The 19046-nt window shown below is 70.0% G+C and carries 19 protein-coding genes; 15 read left to right on the top strand and 4 right to left on the bottom strand.

Features of this window, described 5'->3' with window-relative positions:
* Positions 1–13: 13 nt before the first annotated feature.
* The 12 genes from ACIHIX_RS26300 (at position 14) to ACIHIX_RS26245 (ending at position 10764) form a co-directional block, all read left to right on the top strand.
* The gene (locus tag ACIHIX_RS26300) at positions 14–1195 is read left to right on the top strand and encodes a sensor histidine kinase (protein ID WP_399960173.1); all 1182 of its coding nucleotides are present in this window, start codon (positions 14–16) and stop codon (positions 1193–1195) included.
* Complete coding sequence (locus tag ACIHIX_RS26295) at positions 1192–1875, top strand: response regulator (protein WP_399960171.1); 684 nt, start codon at positions 1192–1194, stop codon at positions 1873–1875. The genes ACIHIX_RS26300 and ACIHIX_RS26295 overlap by 4 nt, the downstream gene beginning before the upstream one ends.
* Before the next feature lie 171 nt (positions 1876–2046).
* A complete protein-coding gene (locus ACIHIX_RS26290) occupies positions 2047–3729 on the top strand; it encodes an FAD-dependent oxidoreductase (RefSeq protein ID WP_399960169.1) in 1683 nt (560 codons plus the stop codon).
* Positions 3730–3959: 230 nt separating this feature from the next.
* Positions 3960–4496: a hypothetical protein gene (locus ACIHIX_RS26285; protein ID WP_399960168.1), complete on the top strand. Its 537-nt coding sequence runs from the start codon at positions 3960–3962 to the stop codon at positions 4494–4496.
* A 119-nt stretch (positions 4497–4615) separates the two neighbouring features.
* The gene (locus tag ACIHIX_RS26280; RefSeq protein WP_399960166.1) at positions 4616–5269 is read left to right on the top strand and encodes a class F sortase; all 654 of its coding nucleotides are present in this window, start codon (positions 4616–4618) and stop codon (positions 5267–5269) included.
* A 162-nt stretch (positions 5270–5431) separates the two neighbouring features.
* Complete coding sequence (locus ACIHIX_RS26275; RefSeq protein WP_399960164.1) at positions 5432–6577, top strand: SchA/CurD-like domain-containing protein; 1146 nt, start codon at positions 5432–5434, stop codon at positions 6575–6577.
* A 92-nt stretch (positions 6578–6669) separates the two neighbouring features.
* Complete coding sequence (locus tag ACIHIX_RS26270) at positions 6670–7104, top strand: cupin domain-containing protein (RefSeq protein ID WP_399960222.1); 435 nt, start codon at positions 6670–6672, stop codon at positions 7102–7104.
* Positions 7101–8369, top strand: coding sequence for a beta-ketoacyl-[acyl-carrier-protein] synthase family protein (locus tag ACIHIX_RS26265; protein ID WP_399960162.1), 1269 nt, complete (start codon positions 7101–7103; stop codon positions 8367–8369). Before ACIHIX_RS26270 ends, ACIHIX_RS26265 begins: the two co-directional genes overlap by 4 nt.
* Positions 8366–9613 carry a ketosynthase chain-length factor gene (locus tag ACIHIX_RS26260; RefSeq protein WP_399960160.1) on the top strand — a complete coding sequence of 416 codons (1248 nt, stop codon included), beginning with the start codon at positions 8366–8368 and terminating at the stop codon, positions 9611–9613. Before ACIHIX_RS26265 ends, ACIHIX_RS26260 begins: the two co-directional genes overlap by 4 nt.
* 56 nt (positions 9614–9669) lie before the next feature.
* Complete coding sequence (locus ACIHIX_RS26255; protein WP_399960158.1) at positions 9670–9927, top strand: acyl carrier protein; 258 nt, start codon at positions 9670–9672, stop codon at positions 9925–9927.
* A gap of 1 nt (position 9928) precedes the next feature.
* On the top strand, positions 9929–10408 hold the full coding sequence (locus ACIHIX_RS26250; RefSeq protein ID WP_399960156.1) for an SRPBCC family protein: 480 nt from the start codon (positions 9929–9931) through the stop codon (positions 10406–10408).
* Between the two features lie 20 nt (positions 10409–10428).
* Positions 10429–10764, top strand: coding sequence for a TcmI family type II polyketide cyclase (locus tag ACIHIX_RS26245; protein WP_399960154.1), 336 nt, complete (start codon positions 10429–10431; stop codon positions 10762–10764).
* An 89-nt stretch (positions 10765–10853) separates the two neighbouring features.
* Here the strand turns inward: ACIHIX_RS26245 and ACIHIX_RS26240 are convergent, their stop codons facing one another.
* The 3 genes from ACIHIX_RS26240 to katG all read right to left on the bottom strand — a co-directional run bounded on the left by ACIHIX_RS26240 (position 10854) and on the right by katG (position 15683).
* Positions 10854–11927, bottom strand: a complete 1074-nt coding sequence (locus tag ACIHIX_RS26240) for a methyltransferase (protein ID WP_399960152.1) — start codon at positions 11925–11927, stop codon at positions 10854–10856.
* Between the two features lie 43 nt (positions 11928–11970).
* Positions 11971–13032, bottom strand: coding sequence for a nitrous oxide reductase family maturation protein NosD (locus ACIHIX_RS26235; RefSeq protein ID WP_399960150.1), 1062 nt, complete (start codon positions 13030–13032; stop codon positions 11971–11973).
* A 458-nt stretch (positions 13033–13490) separates the two neighbouring features.
* Complete coding sequence (katG, locus tag ACIHIX_RS26230; RefSeq protein WP_399960148.1) at positions 13491–15683, bottom strand: catalase/peroxidase HPI; 2193 nt, start codon at positions 15681–15683, stop codon at positions 13491–13493.
* 221 nt (positions 15684–15904) lie between these two features.
* Between katG and ACIHIX_RS26225 the strand changes: the two genes are divergently transcribed.
* The 3 genes from ACIHIX_RS26225 (at position 15905) to ACIHIX_RS26215 (ending at position 18233) form a co-directional block, all read left to right on the top strand.
* Entirely contained in the window at positions 15905–16696 is a 792-nt protein-coding gene (locus tag ACIHIX_RS26225) for a class I SAM-dependent methyltransferase (RefSeq protein WP_399960146.1), read from the top strand.
* 161 nt (positions 16697–16857) lie between these two features.
* The gene (locus ACIHIX_RS26220; protein WP_399960145.1) at positions 16858–17316 is read left to right on the top strand and encodes a hypothetical protein; all 459 of its coding nucleotides are present in this window, start codon (positions 16858–16860) and stop codon (positions 17314–17316) included.
* A 557-nt stretch (positions 17317–17873) separates the two neighbouring features.
* Complete coding sequence (locus ACIHIX_RS26215) at positions 17874–18233, top strand: hypothetical protein (RefSeq protein ID WP_399960143.1); 360 nt, start codon at positions 17874–17876, stop codon at positions 18231–18233.
* A 36-nt stretch (positions 18234–18269) separates the two neighbouring features.
* Here the strand turns inward: ACIHIX_RS26215 and ACIHIX_RS26210 are convergent, their stop codons facing one another.
* Complete coding sequence (locus ACIHIX_RS26210; protein WP_399960141.1) at positions 18270–19016, bottom strand: phosphotransferase family protein; 747 nt, start codon at positions 19014–19016, stop codon at positions 18270–18272.
* Positions 19017–19046: the final 30 nt, after the last annotated feature.

Below are 19046 nucleotides of genomic sequence, written 5' to 3'. Positions count from 1 at the left end.
CCCTCGGAGCGAGATGAACACGAGCTGGCGGCGCTGGGCGGCGAGCCGTCCCAAGGCGGCTGAAGCCGTGACGCTGGTCCTGCTGTTCGCGATCACGACGGCCAGCGTCCTGGTCACCTGGTCCGTCCTGGCCGAGGCCGCCCTGTGGCCGGGTGTCGCGCTGGCCGTCGTCGGCTGCGCCGCCCTGCGATGGCGCCGGACACGAACCGTTCCCGTCATGGCGGTGACCCTGGGGTGCGTCCTGGCCCAGGGGGCGTTCGGCTACCTTCTGACTCCCCTCGTGATGGCGCCGTTGCTGGTCGCGCAGTACTCCCTGAGCGTCCAGAGCCGCCGCCGAACGACGTGGAACAGCGCGTGCGTCGCCGTTGCCGGCATCGTGGCGACCGGGTTCTTCGTCGCCCCGTTCCACGACTCGCCCGTACTCACCGTCGTCAATCCGACGGCATGGGTGCTGCTCTCCGCCGCCCTGGGCAGCTATGTCCGCGTGCGCCGCGAGTACGGGGCGGCCCGCGCCGAGCACGCGGTCCGGGAACGCGAGGCGGAGGCACGGCGCCGGGTGATCCAGGAACGTATGCGCATCGCGCGCGAACTGCATGATGTGGTCGCCCACCACCTGACCCTGGCCGACGCACAGGCCGGAACCGCCGCCCACCTCGCACGCACCCATCCCGACCAGGCGCTCGACATGATCGCCAGGCTGCCGCGGACGACGTCCGCCGCGCTGCGCGAGCTGAAGGCGACCGTCGGACTGCTGCGCCAGGAATCCGACCCGGAGGACGGCCTGACCCCCGCGCCGGGACTGCGGGACCTCTCGGAGCTGGTCGACACCTGCGCGGCGGCCGGGCTGGCGGTGACCGTCACCGTCGACGGTGACGCGCATCGCCTCACTCCTGTGCTCGACCTGACGGCCTATCGGATCATCCAGGAGGCGCTGACCAACGTCAGCAAGCACGCGGCCACACGGACGGCCGCGGTTCGCCTGGCCTACACCCCGCACTACGTGACGCTGACCGTCACCAACGACGCCTCCCCGGCCGGCTCCTCCGATTCCGCGGGCGGCTTCGGCCTGCTGACGATGCGTGAACGTGCCACGGCCGTAGGCGGCACCTTCCACGCGGGCCACCGTCCGCAGGGCGGCTTCGAAGTCGCCTGCACCCTTCCGCTCGAAATCCACGACGAAGGCTCCGCCACATGACCATCCGTGTCCTGCTCGCCGACGACCAGGCCCTGCTGCGCGCCACCTTCCGCATCCTCATCGACTCGGTCGAGGACATGACCGTGGTCGGCGAGGCAGCCGACGGACGGGAAGCCGTCGACCTGGCAGCCGAGTACCGCCCGGACGTCGTCGTCATGGACCTGCGCATGCCGGGCGTCGACGGAGTGGCCGCCACCGCGGCGATCTGCGCCCGGCCAGAGCTCTCGCAGGTCCACGTACTCGTCCTCACCACCTTCGAGAACGACGAGAACGTGGCCAAGGCCCTGCGGGCCGGCGCGAGCGGCTTCCTCGGCAAGGGCGTGAGCCCCGAGGTCCTGCTGTCCGGCATCCGCACCGTCGCGGCGGGCGAGGCGCTCCTGTCGCCCACCGCCACCAGGACCCTCATCGCCCGGTTCCTCGCCACCCCCGACACCGATGACTTCCTCGCCCTGCCCGACGACGTCAGAACCCTCACCGACCGCGAACGCGAGGTCATGGCACTGGCCGCGCTCGGCAAATCCAACGCCGCGATCGCCGAGCACCTCGTCCTGAGCCCGATGACCGTACGCAGCCACATCCAGCGAGCGATGACGAAACTCCACGCCCGCGATCGCGCTCAACTCGTCGTCATCGCCTACCAGAGCGGTCTGGTGAAACCGCGGTCAGGTCCGCAGGTCTGAGAGTCCTCGGGTGCTGTCCGTGGGACACGGACCGCGAGCGTGTCCGCTGACTCGGCGAACCCGGCGAGTTGAGCGGGTGAAGCTTGGGCCCGTGCTGATGCCGGGGGGGCATGGATGAGGGTCGCGGCCGAATCGGCCGAGTCGGCAGACACCACGAGCTGGAGGCGGGTCATGGACCGAAGAACGGAACGAAGCGACGACCGGAGCGACCACACCATTCATCACGTCCCTGTCCTCATCGTCGGCGGTTCACTCGTCGGCCTGTCGACCTCGTTGTTCCTGAGCCGGCTGGGCGTACGGCACACCCTGGTGGAGCGCCACACCGGCACCTCCATCCACCCCCGTGGGCGCGGGAACAACGTCCGGACGATGGAGCTGTTCCGGGCGGCCGGAGTCGAGCCCGGGATCCGGGAGGCCGCCGCCACCCTGGACGACAACCACGGGATCCTCCAGACGCCCACCCTGGTGGGCGACGCGGGCGAGTGGCTCTTCAAGGAGATCGACGCGGGCGGTGCGCTGGCCCGCTTCAGTCCCAGCTCCTGGTGTCTGTGCAGCCAGAACGACCTGGAGCCGGTGCTGCTCGACCACGCCGAGCGGCTCGGTGGCGATCTGCGCTACGGCACCGAACTGCTGTCGTTCGACACCGACCCCGACGGTGTCACCGCGGTGGTCAAGAGCCGTGAGACCGGCGAGCACACCACCATCCGCGCGGACTACCTCGTCGCGGCCGACGGTCCCCGCAGCCCCGTGCGCGAGCAGCTCGGCATCGCCCAGAACGGTCCCGGTGACCTGTTCAGCAACGTCAGCATCACCTTCCGGTCCCGCCGCCTCGCCGATGTCGTGGGCGAACGGCGGTTCATCGTCTGCTACCTGACGAACCCGGAGGCCGACGGGGCGCTGCTGCCGGTCGACAACCGTGAGAAGTGGGTCTTCCACGCCCCCTGGCATCCCGAACACGGCGAAACGCTGGAGGAGTTCACCGACGAGCGGTGCGTGGAGCACATCCGGCGTGCCGTCGGCGTGGCCGACCTCGACGTAGAGGTCACGGGGAAGGCTCCCTGGAACGCCGCTCAGCGGGTCGCCCGTAGCTACCGGTCAGGACGGGTCTTCCTGGCCGGCGACTCGGCCCACGAGATGTCGCCCACCGGAGCCTTCGGCTCCAACACGGGTATCCAGGACGCGCACAACCTCGCGTGGAAGCTGGCCGCGGTGCTCGACGGTTGGGCAGGGGAAGCGCTGTTGGACACCTACGACGCGGAGCGGCGCCCGGTGGCCGAGGCGACCGGCGCCCGCGCCTCCGAACGGTCCGTGGAGCACAGCCACCCCGGCTTCGCTCCGCCCCCCGGCATGGGGGGTGGCGGCGGAGGCGGCGGCCCGCAGCGCGGCATGCTCGGCGCGGTCCTCGGCTACCGCTATCCACGCGGCGCCGTCCTCGGTACCGACCCCGAGGCTCCCGTCGTACCGGAACGCCTCGACCTGTCCGGGGAACCCGGTAGCAGGGCGCCGCACTTGGCGGTCCGGCACCGGGGCGAGCGGATCTCCACCCTGGATCTCTACGAGCGGTCGTTCGTCCTGCTCAGCGACGCCGATCACCCAAGTGGCTGGCACGAGGCGGCCATCCGTGTCGCCGCATCGATGTCCGTCCCCCTCGTCTCGTACCGGGTGGGCGGGGCCTCCGACGCCGAGCTGGCGCCGGAAGGCGAGACGGACTGGTCGGCCGTCCATGGAACGACGCCGCAGGGCGCCGTACTTGTCCGGCCCGACGGGTTCGTGGCCTGGCGGGCCACAGCGCCCGAGCCTGACGCCGAATCAGCCCTCCGCCGAGCCCTGACCACGCTGCTGGCAACGGTCTGACCTCGGCAGACGCGGCCGACCTGCCCCTCGACGGGGCCGGTCGGCCGCGTCATGGGGGCGGGATCTCGCTCCCGTTCGGCGGAGGGTGTGTTCACCCGAGCGATCGCCCCGAGTGGTGCGAGGAGCCGTGCGCACTGACGGTGGATCATGTCGAGGACGGGTCACCTCAGCTGACGAAGCACCAGCTGTCCGCTCCTCGGCGGAGGGAATGTCAGATGCACTCTGCTCGCATGCTCCTTGCCACCGCGGCGGCTTCGACCGTCCTCGTTCTCGGTGCCCCCGGCGCCCACGCGGCCGGGAACGACTGGGAGGACCAGTCGGACTCCGGTTACAGCAAGGAGCACGACACGGACTCCGGCTACAGCAAGGAGCACGACAAGGACTCCGGCTACAGCAAGGAGCACGGCAAGGACAGTGACCAGGACTCGCCGCGCGGTGGCATGCACACCGGTGGTGGAGCCCTGACCGCGGTGAACCCCGACGGTTCCGACACCGCGAAGGACCCCAAGTTCGACCCGGAGACGTACAAGGACAAGGAGCACGGCAAGGACTCCGGCAGCGGCAAGCAGGAGGACTCCTGGAGCGGGAAGCAGGACGGCGGCGACGAGTGGAGCGGCCGCGAGGAGAAGCCGAGCGGCGGAATGCACACCGGAGGCGGCGCGTTGGCCTCGCCGGCCGTGACCGCGGGTGGGCTGGCCGCCCTGGCGGTCGCCGCCACCGGTCTGTACGCGGCGCGCCGTAAGAAGACCGCCGAAAGCATGGCCTGAGCCATGCCGTCTGCGATAGCCGCTGCGGCCGCCACGCGCGTGTCGCGTGGCGGCCCCGCCGGTTCCCCCGTGCAGTCCCTCGTCCGATCTTCCGCCACGCCCCGGTGAGGTAGCACCCGATGGCAGCCCGTCCCTCTTCCCTCGCAGACAACGAGCCCCGCACCAAAACGCTGGTGGTGGGCGCGGTAGCGGCCCTGGTGCTGGCCATGGTCCTGTTCGGCGGCAACGACACCACGCCGTCCGACGCCTCCGGCCCGCCCAAGGCCTCGCACACCGATGCCGCGGCGGCTCCGCCGGCCGAACGGACCGCGGGGAAGCATCTGCCGCGAGCCAGACCCGTACGCCTGCTCATTCCGAAGATCTCCGTCGACGCCCCGTTCACGGAACTCGCCATCGGCAGCACCGGTCAGCTCCAGCCGCCCCCGGCCGACGACACCAATCTCGTGGGCTGGTTCGCCAAGGGAGCCTCCCCGGGGGAGGCGGGCACATCGATCATCGCCGGTCACGTCGACACCATGACCTCGGCGGCCGTCTTCGCGGACCTCGGGGAACTGAAGAAGGGCGATTCCTTCGAGGTGAGACGGGACGACGGGCGCACGGCGTCCTTCGTGGTCGACGACGTGGAGACGTTCGAGAAGGACAACTTCCCCAGCCGGCGTGTCTACGCCGACACGGACCAGGCGCAGGTCCGGCTCATCACCTGTGCGGGTGACTACGACCGTACGGTCAGGGACTACACGGACAACCTGGTGGTCTTCGCCCACCTGGTCTGAGCGGGCCCCGTCCGCCGGGGTCCGGGGTCGCCCGCCCAGGGGCATACGAGTCGCGCGGTTTCGGCAGCGGGCTCAGGATCGAGGGGATCGAGCACGTCGGAGGCAGACGTCGACGTGAGCGAGACCCGTCCGGTTCTTTCCCGTCAAGGAGATGTGCGCAGGATGACCACCACGTCCGAACGTGTTTCGGAATCCCTCATGCGAGAGGCGTCGCAGCGCGTCTCTCAGTCCGTGTTCGACGGTTCCCGGCTGCGTGTCGTCCTGCTGGTGGACGTCTACGACGGTGCTCAGCAGCAGTTCCTGGAGGCGTACGAGCAACTGTGCAACCAGGTCGCGTCGGTCCCCGGGCATGTCAGCGACCAGCTGTGCCAGTCCATCGAGAACCCCTCGCAATGGCTCATCACCAGCGAGTGGGAGAGTGCTCCGCCGTTCCTCACCTGGGTGAACAGTGAGGACCACGTGCGGATGGTGGAGCCACTGCACAGCTGCGTCCGTGACACCCGGTCACTTCGCTTCCACGTCGTGCGCGAGACCGGCGGCCCCGCGGCGGCCGTGGAGCCCGGCGCCCGTGTGCTCCAGGCGTCCCCGAGGATCGGTGACGGCCTGGTCCGGCACGCGCTCACCTTCACGGTCAAGCCGGGCAGCGAGGAGACCGTGGCCGCGATCCTGGCCGGGTACGCCTCGCCGGAGTCGCGGGTCGACGACACCACCCAGCTGTGCCGCACCTCCCTGTTCATGCACGGCAACCGGGTGGTCCGCGCCATCGAGGTGCGGGGCGACCTGCTCGCCGCGCTGCGCCACGTCGCCAAGCAGCCCGAGGTACGTGCCGTCGAGGAAGCCATCAACCCCTACCTGGAGCAGGACAGGGACCTCGACGACCCGGAGGCCGCGCGGCTCTTCTTCACCCGCGCGGCGCTGCCCGCCGTACACCATGTGACGTCGGGCCAGGACAGCGCGGGCGCCGTACGGCAGGCCCTGTACTACCCGGCTCGCGAAGGGCGCGGAATGCGCCTGGCCGAGCTGCTCGCCCGTCAGGACGTGGCAGCGGCCAACGATCCGCAGACGCCGCTGCTGCGCAGCACGATCTTCCAGCGCGATGACGTGGTGGTGCGGCTCGTGGACGTGCGGGGCGACCTCGACAACGTTGCCATGCCGGGTCTGTCCGACCCTGGCCAGGCGACCGAGATCGCGGAACTCCTGGACGCGGAAGCTCTCGACGGCGCGGCGCTGAAGGACGGCGTCCCGGCTCACCACCTGAGCGTCCCCCGCATGGCACTCGTCACCGACCGCCAGGCGCCCGACGCCTGATTCGGCACGTCGGCATCGGGGCCGTGGTCGCCACGCCCCGTGCCGGTGCAACACATGTTCGGAGGAACGTCGTGAACAAACTTCCTGGAATCGTGGACCTGAGCGAGGTCGAGCCCAACACCCGGCGCGGCGGGGACCTGCGCGCCATGCTCACCCCTGCCACCGTCGGCTCCACCAGCGGTTTCATGGGCGTGGCCATCGTGCAGCCCGGCGACCGCATCGCCGAGCACTACCACCCCTACTCCGAGGAGTTCATCTACGTCCTCTGCGGACAGCTGGAGGTGGACCTGGACGGCGACACCCACCCGCTGCAGCCCGAGCAAGGGCTGCTGATCCCCGCCTACATGCGGCACCGCTTCCGCAACGTCGGCAAGGTGGAGGCCCGCATGGTCTTCCACCTCGGCCCGCTCGCCCCCAGCCCGCCGCTCGGCCATGTCGACACCGAGGACGCGGACGGGGTGCCGATCGCGGCGGAGCCGACCCACACGAGCGTGGGACGGGTGGCCGAGCCTCAGGTCCGTTCATGACCAGGCGCGTGGCGGTCACCGGCATGGGCGTCGTCGCCCCCGAAGGCATCGGAGTGCCGGCCTTCTGGGACCTGCTGTCCCACGGGCGCACGGCGACGCGGGGCATCACCTTCTTCGACCCGGCCGGGCTGCGTTCGAGGATCGCGGCCGAGTGTGACTTCGACCCGGCGGCCCACGGCCTGGACCCGGAGCAGATCGCACGGTGCGACCGGTACATCCAGTTCGCCCTGGCGGCCGGGGAGGAGGCGGTACGGGACTCGGGCCTCGACCTCGCCGCGGAGAACCCGTGGCGCGTGGCGGTCTCCCTGGGCACCGCGGTCGGCGGCACCACCCGACTGGAGCACGACTACGTGCTGGTCAGCGAGGGAGGCAAGCGCTGGGACGTGGACCACCGGCAGGCCGGCCCGCAGCTGCACCGGGCGTTCGCGCCGAGCACCCTCGCCTCGACGTTGGCGGAGCGCTTCGAGGCCCGCGGGCCGGTGCAGACGGTCTCCACCGGCTGCACCTCGGGCCTGGACGCGGTCGGATACGCCTTCCACACGATCGAGGAGGGCCGGGCCGACATCTGCATAACCGGGGCGTCGGACTCGCCGATCTCACCGATCACCATGGCCTGCTTCGACGCGATCAAGGCGACCTCCCCGAACAACGACGACCCCGCCCACGCCTCCCGCCCCTTCGACGCGGACCGCAACGGCTTCGTCATGGGGGAGGGCGGCGCGGTCCTCGTCCTGGAGGAGCTCGATCACGCGCGGGCCCGTGGCGCCCACGTGTACTGCGAGATCGGCGGCTATGCCACGTTCGGCAACGCCTACCACATGACCGGTCTGACCAGTGAGGGCCTGGAGATGGCACGGGCCATCGAGGACGCCCTGGATCAGGCCCGGCTGGACCGCACCGCGATCGACTACGTCAACGCGCACGGCTCGGGCACCCTCCAGAACGACCGGCACGAGACGGCCGCGGTCAAACGGGCCCTCGGCGCACACGCCTACGACACGCCCATGAGCTCCATCAAGTCCATGGTGGGCCACTCACTCGGCGCGATCGGCGCGATCGAACTCGTCGCCTGTGCGCTGTCCCTGACCCACCAGGTCGTCCCGCCCACCGCCAACTACGAGACGCCGGACCCCGAGTGCGATCTGGACTACGTCCCGCGCGTCGCCCGTGAGCGAAGGCTGAACAGTGTTCTCTCCGTGGGCAGTGGATTCGGTGGCTTCCAGTCCGCGGTGGTCCTGACCCTGCCGAGGGAGAAGACACGATGAGCGGACATCCCCGGCGCGCGGCCCTCACCGGGATCGGCGTGGTCGCGCCCAACGGAACCAGCACCGAGACCTTCTGGAAGGCGACCAAGGAAGGCATCAGCGTCCTGGACCGGATCACCCGTGAGGGATGCGGACACCTGCCCCTGCGGGTGGGCGGCGAGGTCCGGGACTTCGACCCACCGAGCCTGGTCGAGGAGCGCTACCTCGTCCAGACCGACCGGTTCACCCACTTCGCGATGGCCGCGGCCGACCAGGCGCTCGACGACGCCGGCCTCGGCCGCAGCGACACGGACGAGGCGCCGTTCTCCGTGGGTGTGGTGACCGCGGCGGGTTCCGGCGGCGGCGAGTTCGGGCAGCGGGAACTGCAACAGCTGTGGGACAAGGGCAGCCGTTTCGTCGGGCCGTACCAGTCCATCGCCTGGTTCTACGCCGCGAGCACCGGCCAGATCTCCATCCGGCGCGGTTTCAAGGGCCCGTGCGGTGTGGTCGCCGCCGACGAGGCGGGCGGCCTCGACGCCGTGGCGCACGCGGCCCGGGCCGTGCGGCGCGGCACCGACGTGCTCGTGGCCGGCGCGACCGAGGCGCCGCTCGCCCCCTACTCGATGGTCTGCCAGCTCGGTTACGAGGAGCTGAGCACCGTCGACGAGCCCGAGCGGGCCTACCGTCCCTTCACCACGGCGGCCTGCGGATTCGTGCCCGCCGAAGGCGGCGCCATGCTCGTCGTGGAGAGCGAGGACTCGGCCCGGGAACGGGGCGCGTCCGTGCGCGCCACCGTGGCGGGCCACGCGGCCACGTTCACCGGCGCCTCCCGCTGGGAGCAGTCCCGGCAAGGGCTCGTCCAGGCCGTCCTGGGCGCCCTGGAAGAGGCGGACTGCGCGCCCGAGGAGATCGACGTGGTGTTCGCCGACGCCCTCGGTGTACCGGAGGCGGACCGCGCCGAGGCACTGGCGATCGTGGACGCCCTGGGTACGCACGGCAGGCGCGTCCCTGTCACGGCGCCGAAGACCGGTACCGGCCGGAGCTACTCGGCGGCGCCCGTCCTGGACGTCGCCGCTGCGGTGCTCGCGATGGAACACGGTCTGATCCCGCCCACCCCCAACGTCTTCGACGCCTGCCACGACCTCGACCTCGTGACCTCGCGCGCCCGTGCGGCCGAACTGCGCACGGCGCTCGTCCTCAGCCGAGGACTCATGGGGTCGAACTCGGCGCTCGTGCTCCGGCGCGGCGCCGGCGACGCCTCATGACGAGGCATCGCCAGCACTCATCACACAGCACCCGACACAGCAGGGAGACACACCGCATGAGTGACCGCATCAACGTGGAGGAGCTCAGCGAGCTCATGAAGAAGTCCGCCGGAGTCACCGTCCCCCCGGAGGACCTCCGGCAGCGCTACGACACCGGCTTCGACGCCTTCGGGATCGACTCCCTCGCCCTGCTCGGCATCGTGGGTGAGCTGGAGAACCGGTACGGCACGCCCATGCCTCCCGACGCGGAGAAGAGCAAGACCCCGCAGCAGTTCCTCGAACTGGTCAACAGCGTTCTACTGGCGGGAGCCTGACATGGCCGGGCACACCCAGAACGAGATCACCATCGGTGCGCCGCTCGACCTGGTCTGGGACATGACCAACGACGTCGCGAGCTGGCCGCAGCTGTTCAGCGAGTACGCCTCGGCCGAGATCCTCTCCCAGGAGGGGAACCGGACCACCTTCCGGCTGACCATGCACCCCGACGACAACGGGAAGGTGTGGAGCTGGGTGTCGGAACGCGAGCCGGACCGTGACACGCTCACCGTGCGGGCGCGCCGGGTCGAGACCGGGCCCTTCGCCTACATGAACATCGTGTGGGAGTACGAGAAGGTGCTCGAAGGCACCCGGATGGTGTGGACCCAGGACTTCGCGATGAAGCCGGACGCACCGGTCGACGACGCCTGGATGACCGACAACATCAACCGGAACTCCAAGGTGCAGATGGCCCTGATCCGGGACCGGATCGAGCAGGCAGCCACGGAGCGCCGGCCCGCGCCGGTGCTGTCCGACTGAACCGGACGGAGGGCAGGACGATGCACCAATCCCTCATCATCGCCCGCATGGCGCCGGAGTCGGCCCTCGACATCGCCAAGGTGTTCGAGGAGTCGGACCGGGGAGAGCTGCCCCACCTCGTGGGTGTCGCCCGCCGCAGCCTCTTCCAGTTCGGCGACGTCTATCTGCACCTCATCGAGTCGGAGCGCGACCCCGGACCCGCCATCGCCAAGGCGGCCGGGCATCCCGAGTTCCGGGACGTCAGCGAGCGGCTGTCGGCGTACGTCACCGCGTACGATCCGGCGACCTGGCGTTCACCGAAGGACGCCATGGCGCGCTGCTTCTACCGCTGGGAGCGGGACAACGCCCCCTCCTGAAGCACCGAATGAACCGCCGGTCGCCGGGCACGCGAGGGTTGCGTGCCCGGCGACCGGCGGTTCGTGAAGGGTTTCGCCGGGGGACTTGATCACTCGGGGACGGTGCAGTCGAACGCGTGCAGATAGGGGTTGACCGGGCGTACGTCGTCGATGACCAGGCCCGCCGTGGTCAGCCTGTCGACCATGCTGGCGGTCGTGTGCTTGGCGCCGCCCACGTTCAGGAGCAGCAACAGGTCCATCGCGGTGCTGAACCGCATCGACGGGGAGTCGTCGACGAGGTTCTCGATGACCACGACCCGCGCTCCCGGGCCGCCCGCCCGCATGACGTTGCGCAACGTCCGGGCAGTACTGGCGTCGTCCCACTCCAGGATGTTCTTGATGACGTAGACATCGGCCTTGACCGGGACGTCCTCCCGGCAGTCACCGGGTACCAGGCGCATCCGGTCGGCGAGTGCGCCTCCCGCCCGCAGCCGTGCGTCGGCGTTCTCCACCACACGCGGCAGGTCGAGCAGGGTGCCGTGCAGCGCCGGGTACTTCTCCAGCAGGCTCGCCACCACATGCCCCTGACCGCCCCCGATGTCGGCGACCGAGCCGGCTGCCGACAGGTCGAGGAACCGCGCGACATCGCGCGCGGACTGCACGCTGGAGGTCGTCATGGCCCGGTTGAAGACGTCGGCCGACTCCGGGGCGTCCTCGTTGAGGTAGGGGAAGAACTCCTTGCCGTACAGCTCCTGTACGACGTTGCGGCCGGAGCGCACCGCCTCGTCCAGCCGCGGCCACGCGTCCCAGGTCCACGGTTCGGTGCACCACAGGACGATGTCGCGCAGGCTGTGCGGGTCGTCCACGCGCAACTGGCGGGACATCTCGGTGTGGGTGAACGTCCCGTCCGGCTGCTCGGCGAAGACGCCGTAGCAGGACAGGGCCCGCAACAGCCGTCGCAGCGGCTTGGGTTCGGTGCGTACCGCGGCCGCGAGTTCCTCCGCGGTCATGGGGCTGTCACCGAGGGCGTCGGCGACGTTCAGCCGGGTGGCCGCGCGGAGGGCGGCCGCGCATGCCGCTCCGAACGCGAGTTCCCTGAGCCGCATGGGTGACGGCGGGGCGGCCGGCGCGGTCGGTGAGGTCTGTGCGGTGTGCGTGGTCTGTGCGGTCTGTGCGGTCGTCATGGGCCGCCCTCCTTCTGGGAGTTCATGAGCGGTTCTGCGGCCGTCAGCACAGTCCTGCGGGGCGGGACGCCCGGCAGGTGTTGCCCTGGAAGGTGTTGTCTTCGCCGGTGTCCGCGTTGACGAGATCCGCCGGGGAGTTGCCCGCCAGCACGTTGCCGGTGATCCGGTTGCGGTCATTGGCGGTGCCCACGAAGCTCTTGAGCAGGACGATGCCGCCCGACATCGAGGAGTCGCCGACGTTGTCCGTGACGCGGTTCTTCGTCACCAGGGTGTCCTCGGCGCCGGTGAGCACGATGCCGGAGCCCTGGATCGCGTCGAGCCGCGCGGTCTTGGGGCAGGACTTGTTGTTCCGTGCGATGCGGTTGTCGCGCACGGTCAGCGCACCGGCCCTCGGCTTGTTCTCGTCGCCGACGACGAAGACGCCCGCGCAGTTGCCGGTGACACGGTTGTGCGCGACGGTGAGGTTCCGCAGGCGCCGGACGGTGACACCGATCCGGTTGCCTTGCAGGAGGTTGCCTTCGACCACGGTTCCCTCCGTGTCCACGGCGCCCTCCTCGGCTCTGATCGTGTTCGCGAGGAAGACGCCGGCGTCCCCGTTGTCCCGGACGGTGTTGTGGCGCAGCACGCTGCGGACCGAGCGCTCCTGCGCGATCCCCCACACCCCGTTCTTCGCCGCGGTCACGTTCCGCACGGTCAGCCTGTCGGTCCCCACGCCGATGACCCCGGCCTTGGCGAAGCCGGTCACGGTCAGGGAGGCGATGGTGACGCCCTCGATGTTCTTGTCCTTCGTGCCGACCACGCAGATGCCGTTGCCGTTCTCGCCACAGCTCTCGGCGGCCTTGGTCTTGGCCGGCTCCAGGACGGTCTCGGGGCCCGTGCCGCGCAGGGTGAGGTCGGGCGTGGTGACTTTGACGCTCTGGCGGTAGGTGCCGGGGGTCAGCAGAACGGTGTCTCCCGGCGCTGCGGCGTCCACGGCCTTCTGGATCGACTCGCCCGGAAAGACCAGGTGCGTCATGTGGTCCGCGGCGACCGCCGGGCCGGCGCCGAGCGCCGCTCCGGTGAGTGCCGCGGCACATGCCAGGTAGGTGACATGAGTTTTCATCATATTCCGCACGTTATGACCAGAAGATCGGTGAAGGGTCCCGATAGGCCGTCCGGCGGCGTGTCACGGAGCCGGCGCGTCGTGAGTGGTGTCGGCAGCCGCCGCGGAGAAGGCCGCCGACGGTGCTCCCATGACACGCAGCTGACGCTCGACGGTCCGCTTGAGCAACCCGGGCTTGAACCCGTTGTGTTGAAGGGCTCGCGCTGCCGAGAAACAGCTCGGCGTGCCCAGCACGGTGCGAGCCTCGCTGCGCATCCGCTTCGAGCTGACGGAAGAGGGATCGGAGAAGCGCGGCAGGTCGGCACCTGAAGGCGGGCGCGGGCCTGCACGACCCGACGTTCGTGCAGCCGGACCGACCGATGTCCGTTATCGGCGGCTGAGGGCGACGTCTTGAGACGGAACGTCCTCGACCCCCAGGTCAGGAGCTCGGGCGGCTCCTGACCTGGGGCCCTGGGGCTGGCTCAGGCGCGGACGTCGTACCGGTCGAGGTTCATCACCTTGTCCCAGGCGGCGACGAAGTCCCGTACGAACTTCGCGTCGGCGTCATGGGAGGCGTAGACCTCGCTGAGGGCGCGGAGTTGGGAGTGCGAGCCGAAGACCAGGTCGACGGCGGTCGCGGTCCACTTCACCTCTCCGGTGTCGCGGTCCCGGCCTTCGTACACGTTCTCGTCCGTGGCCGAGGTGGACCACTGGGTGCGCATGTCGAGGAGGTTGATGAAGAAGTCGTTGGTCAGGGTCTGAGGCCGGTGGGTGAGAGTGCCGTGTGCGGAGCCCTTGTAGGCGGTGCCGAGGGCGCGCATGCCGCCGATCAGGGCGGTCATCTCGGGGGCGGTGAGGTTGAGCATGTTCGCGCGGTCGAGCAGGAGCGTCTCGGGGGAGAGCTTCTCGCCCGCCCTGAGGTAGTTGCGGAAGGCGTCCGCCTTGGGTTCGAGGACGGCGAACGACTCCACGTCGGTCTGATCCTGCGTGGCGTCCGTGCGCCCCGGTGTGAAGGGGACGGTCAGTTCGTGCCCGGCGTCGGCCGCGGACTTCTCGATGGCCGCGCAGCCGCCCAGGACGATCAGGTCGGCGAGGGAGACCCTGGTCCGGCCGGTCTGTGAGCCGTTGAAGTCCTGCTGGATCTGCTCGAGTGCGCGTACCGTCTCGGTGACTTCGGGGAGGGCGTTGACCTCCCAGTCCTTCTGCGGTGCGAGCCGGATGCGGGCCCCGTTGGCGCCGCCGCGCTTGTCGGTGCCGCGGAAACTGGCGGCGGCGGCCCAGGCGGTGGTGACGAGCTGGGAGACGGACCGGCCGGAGGTGAGGATGGTTGCCTTGAGGGCGGCGATGTCGGTGTCGGTGATCAGGTCGTGGTCGACCGGGGGAACCGGGTCCTGCCACAGCTGCGGCTCGGGAATCCACGGGCCGAGGTAGCGCGAGCGGGGACCCATGTCGCGGTGCAGGAGTTTGAACCACGCCTTGGCGAACGCCAGCGCGAACTGGTCGGGGTTCTCGTGGAAGCGCCGGGCGATCGGGCCGTAGACCGGGTCCAGTTTCAGCGAGAGGTCCGTCGTCAGCATGATCGGGGCGTGCCGCTTGGACGGATCATGGGCGTCGGGCACCTTGTCCCGGGCGGAGGGGTCGGTGGGCGTCCACTGGTGGGCACCGGCCGGGCTCGTGGTGAGTTCCCAGTCGTAGCCGAAGAGGTTGTCCAGGAATCCGTTGTCCCACTTGGTCGGCTCGTACGTCCAGGCCCCTTCGAGGCCGCTGGTCAGCGCGTCGCCGCCGACTCCGCTGCCGTGGGTGTTCCGCCAGCCCAGGCCCTGCTGCTCGATGGGAGCGCCCTCGGGCTCGGGGCCGACGTAGCTGGGGTCGACCGCCCCGTGACACTTGCCGAAGGTGTGGCCGCCGGCGATGAGTGCCACCGTCTCCTCGTCGTTCATCGCCATCCGCCCGAACGTCTCACGGATGTCGCGGGCCGCGGCCAGCGGATCCGGGGTGCCGTTGGGGCCTTCCGGGTTGACGTAGATCAGGCCCATCTGTACGGCGCCGAACGGACCGCCCAGTTCCCGGTCCCCGCTGTAGCGCTCGTCCCCGAGCCAGGTGTCCTCGGGTCCCCAGAAGATCTCCTCCGGCTCCCACTGGTCCTCCCGCCCGAAGCCGAACCCGAACGTCTTGAACCCCATGGACTCCATGGCGCAGTTCCCGGCGAAGACCAGCAGGTCGGCCCAGGAGATCCGCTGCCCGTACTTCTGCTTGACCGGCCACAGCAGACGACGCGCCTTGTCCAGGCTCGCGTTGTCCGGCCAGCTGTTCAGCGGAGCGAACCGCTGCGCGCCGGCACCGCCGCCGCCCCGGCCGTCAGCCGTCCGGTACGTTCCCGCGGAGTGCCAGCTCATGCGGATGAAGAGCGGGCCGTAGTGACCGTAGTCGGCCGGCCACCAGTCCTGCGAGGTGGTCATCACCTCGAAGACGTCACGCTTGAGCGCTTCCACGTCGAGGGTCGCGAACTCCTTGGCGTAGTCGAAGCCCTTGTCCATCGGATTCGAACGCGACGAATGCTGATGGAGAACCTGAAGGTCCAGCTGCTCGGGCCACCAGTCCCGGTTCGTCCGCGGCCGGCTCGCCGTGGGGGTGGGGGAGGGGATCGCCGGGTTCTCGCTCTCACTGCCGGGCATGCGTCATCCTGCTTCCTGCTCGGATATGTCCCTTTGCTGGTTGTTGCTCCTGACGTTGTTCGCTTTACCGGAGTCGGGCAATCCGACACGCGCGTGGAGGCGGTCATCGGGCCCACAGGATGGAAACCTCGTTGAGCGCGCGCCCTGCGATCGTGTTGGCTGGCGGCACTGGACTGTCGGTGCCGCGGGTACACGCTTGGCCGTAGCAGGGAGAGTTGAACGTGCAGGACATGGGTGTCGACCCCGTTGCCCACAATCGGGCAGCCTGGGACAAGTACGTCCAAGAGGGCAATGAGTGGTCGAGGCCGGTGAGCGCCGAGGAGGTCGAGCGTGCTCGCGGGGGCGACTGGTCGATCGTCCTCATCGGACGTGAGCCGGTCGACCGCTCCTGGTTGCCGACGGATCTGACCGGCAAGGACGTGCTGTGCCTGGCCTCCGGAGGTGGCCAGCAGGGTCCGATCCTCGCCGCCGCGGGGGCGAGGGTCACCGTGTTCGACAACTCGCCCCGGCAGCTCGGTCAGGACGAGATGGTGGCGGCGCGCGACGGGCTTGAGCTGCGCACCGTCCTGGGCGACATGCGCGACCTCAGTGCCTTCGGCGATGCGGCGTTCGACGTCGTGTTCCACCCGGTCTCCAACCTGTTCGCACCGGACTTGGCGCCGGTGTGGCGCGAGTGCTTCCGTGTGCTGCGACCGGGCGGAACCCTGCTCGCGGGCTTCCTCAACCCCGATACGTACCTGTTCGACCACGAGGCTCTCGACGAGCGCGGCGAGCTGATCGTCGTACACCAACTGCCCTACAGCGATGTCACGCACTACTCCGCCGAGGAACGCGCCAAGAAGTTCGGCGCGGACGCCGCTCTCGAATACAGCCACACCCTCACCGACCAGATCGGCGGGCAACTCGCGGCCGGGTTCGTCCTCACCGGCTTCGCGGAAGCTCCCCACCACTCCGACGCATCCGCCCCGTACCTGTCGAGCTATTTCGCGACGCTGGCGACCAAGCCGGGCTGAGACACCGGGTAGGGCGGTCCGTGCAAAGGGGCAGCGCCGCGGCGAACGGATCCGTAGGCTTGGTGGTGTTATCAGTGAAGGCTTCCTGCTGGGGCTGGGACACCGTGAACACTGCGACACTGCTGCTGCTCGGCGCCGCAGGCGGAGCGGTACGCGGGATCATGCACGCCTACAACTGTATGAACGAATGGCTCAACGGGCGTCAGCAGTACCGGCATGCACCCGAGCCCGGAGCTGAGGGCCCGCCTACGTTCGGTGCGTTCTACGACGTCGGGGGCGAAACGGTCGCCGCCGTGGCGCATACCATCCTGGGTGCCCTGGTGGCCGGGCTGCTGGGAACGTCGGGACAGGTCAGTGGTGGCTTCGCCGTGTTCGCCGCCGGAGCCTCCGCGCCACTGATCCTGGTACAGCTCAAGAACTCCCGTCTGACCGAGGCCATTCTCGGCGCGGGCGTGGTTCCCGCAGGCCCGGACGGAGCGCAGGAGGTGTCCTCGGCGCAGCAGCAGCGTGGCACCGGCGCCCCCGAACCGCCTCCGAACAGCCGTCCGGCGTCGCCCGATCCGTCATCTCAGCCAGGGCGAGCACACAGGTCAACCGCTGATCAGGACGGCAGCGGATGAGCCGTCCCGGTCTGCTGCGACGGGCCGCCGCTGCCGCCCTCGGTGCCACCGGCCGACCCACCCGGCCCACGGTGCTGACAGCCCCCGCCGAAGTCGGACTCGCACGGCGTGCCGCAGCCGCCGCGATAGGTGCACGTTCCTACCGGCCTGTCGGCGACTCCTCCTCGGCGGCGCGGGTCTGGGAAGTGCGAAGGCCGGCCGACGCCGGCGCACGCCGGTCCGTCCTCTCGGCGTTACCACCGCAGGCTGACGCGAGCGCCGCTTCCGACCCTCGGCCTCCGCTCCACGACGCCTCCCGGTCCGACCCGTCGGCGTGGCCCACCGTCGTCCTCGATCCCTCAGCACCCGTGATCATCGGGGCGGGCGGCACACTCTCGTCCCCGCGTAAGCGCGGTCCTCGTCACACTCTCGCACTGGCCGCGACGGCTGCCGTTCTCGCTATCGCCTTCACCGCATTCGGTTACCAGCTACGCCCCTTCATCCAGCAGACACCCGCGCACTCCGTGGGAGGCGACGACCCCTCTCCGTCTCCCTCCCCCTCCCTCTCACCCTCCGCGGTGGCCAAAGGTGACGTCCCCTCGGCCTTCCTCGGTAGCTGGAGCACCACCATCTCCAACGCCTCCGGTGAGAACACCCGTTCGCTCGTCATCAAGCAGGGCCGTATCGGGGACGACGTGTTGATCCTTGTCGCCGACGGACCCAACGGCAGTGGTACCTACCACTGCGTGTTCACGGCTCCCTTGGCTGCCGTGTCAAGCGACGGCGGCCGGCTGAAGCTCGGCCCGAGCACCGTCACTTCCGGCGTTCCGATGTCCTCCTGTGCGCCGGGCACCACATCGACCCTCACCCTCGGAGGCGACGGCACCCTGCGCCGCCTCAACTCCGAGAACGGGGAGAGCCTCACCTACACCCGGTGACACGCCTGCCCCGAAGGCGGTATGCCCCGCGCGGCCTCACATCCGGGATCTCAGCAAGTCGACCTCACAGCCCGGTGCGAAGGGGTCGAAGCCCTGCTCGATCAGCGGGCGGACCGCCAGCAGGCTTCGCAGTGACGACCAGGCGTGGATCACGTCGAGGTCGATGTCGGTGCCGTAGCCGGCGATGACGTCGTCGAGGTGTTCCTCGTGTCCGAGGATGAAGGTGGCGAGGTCGTAGAGGGCATCGCCCTGGCCCGCCTCGGACCAGTCGATGATGCCGGTGACCTCGTCGCCGTCGACGAAGACGTGCGCGATCTGCAGGTCGCCGTGCGTGAACGCCGGAGTCCATGGCCGCAGCGCGGCCTCGGCGACCTGGCGGTTGCGGGCGACCAGGCCGGTCGGCAGGACGCCGTTCGCGACGAGCAGCTCGCACTCGGCGTCGAGTTCCTTCGTCAACTCGTCGATACTCCGCCCGGCCCGGCCCTGCCAGGGCGGCAGGGCCGCGTCGTGCAGCGTGCGGAGGGCGGCGCCTGCCGCGGCCCACGCCGCCGGCGACCCGGTCGCCGGCCCGCCGAGTCGTCCGAGCGTGGTCCCCGGGAGTGCGGCGGTCGCGAGTACGGGCGGTTCGCGCCACAGGATCCTCGGGGTCGGGACCGGTGCGAGGGACATCGCCTCGACCTCGATGTCGATGCGCGCCTGATCGGCGTCCACCTTCAGGAACACGTCTCCGACCCGCAGCGTCGCGCGCTCGGAATGGGCGACGACGACTTCGACCTCATCCATGGCCCACCAGTATCCCGGGCCTGATCGCCG

The sequence above is a fragment of the Streptomyces sp. NPDC051913 genome (assembly GCF_044593635.1).
Taxonomy (GTDB): Bacteria; Actinomycetota; Actinomycetes; order Streptomycetales; family Streptomycetaceae; genus Streptomyces.
This window is presented reverse-complemented; position numbering and strand designations above follow the sequence as displayed.

Excerpts from the sequence above, each read along its gene's own strand:
- ACIHIX_RS26300 (WP_399960173.1), top strand. The coding sequence starts at position 14 with ATGAACACGAGCTGGCGGCGCTGGGCGGCGAGCCGTCCCAAGGCGGCT.
- ACIHIX_RS26295 (WP_399960171.1), top strand. The coding sequence starts at position 1,192 with ATGACCATCCGTGTCCTGCTCGCCGACGACCAGGCCCTGCTGCGCGCC.
- ACIHIX_RS26290 (WP_399960169.1), top strand. The coding sequence starts at position 2,047 with ATGGACCGAAGAACGGAACGAAGCGACGACCGGAGCGACCACACCATT.
- ACIHIX_RS26285 (WP_399960168.1), top strand. The coding sequence starts at position 3,960 with ATGCTCCTTGCCACCGCGGCGGCTTCGACCGTCCTCGTTCTCGGTGCC.
- ACIHIX_RS26280 (WP_399960166.1), top strand. The coding sequence starts at position 4,616 with ATGGCAGCCCGTCCCTCTTCCCTCGCAGACAACGAGCCCCGCACCAAA.
- ACIHIX_RS26275 (WP_399960164.1), top strand. The coding sequence starts at position 5,432 with ATGACCACCACGTCCGAACGTGTTTCGGAATCCCTCATGCGAGAGGCG.
- ACIHIX_RS26265 (WP_399960162.1), top strand. The coding sequence starts at position 7,101 with ATGACCAGGCGCGTGGCGGTCACCGGCATGGGCGTCGTCGCCCCCGAA.
- ACIHIX_RS26260 (WP_399960160.1), top strand. The coding sequence starts at position 8,366 with ATGAGCGGACATCCCCGGCGCGCGGCCCTCACCGGGATCGGCGTGGTC.
- ACIHIX_RS26255 (WP_399960158.1), top strand. The coding sequence starts at position 9,670 with ATGAGTGACCGCATCAACGTGGAGGAGCTCAGCGAGCTCATGAAGAAG.
- ACIHIX_RS26250 (WP_399960156.1), top strand. The coding sequence starts at position 9,929 with ATGGCCGGGCACACCCAGAACGAGATCACCATCGGTGCGCCGCTCGAC.
- ACIHIX_RS26245 (WP_399960154.1), top strand. The coding sequence starts at position 10,429 with ATGCACCAATCCCTCATCATCGCCCGCATGGCGCCGGAGTCGGCCCTC.
- ACIHIX_RS26240 (WP_399960152.1), bottom strand. The coding sequence starts at position 11,927 with ATGACGACCGCACAGACCGCACAGACCACGCACACCGCACAGACCTCA.
- ACIHIX_RS26235 (WP_399960150.1), bottom strand. The coding sequence starts at position 13,032 with ATGATGAAAACTCATGTCACCTACCTGGCATGTGCCGCGGCACTCACC.
- katG (WP_399960148.1), bottom strand. The coding sequence starts at position 15,683 with ATGCCCGGCAGTGAGAGCGAGAACCCGGCGATCCCCTCCCCCACCCCC.
- ACIHIX_RS26220 (WP_399960145.1), top strand. The coding sequence starts at position 16,858 with ATGCACGCCTACAACTGTATGAACGAATGGCTCAACGGGCGTCAGCAG.
- ACIHIX_RS26210 (WP_399960141.1), bottom strand. The coding sequence starts at position 19,016 with ATGGATGAGGTCGAAGTCGTCGTCGCCCATTCCGAGCGCGCGACGCTG.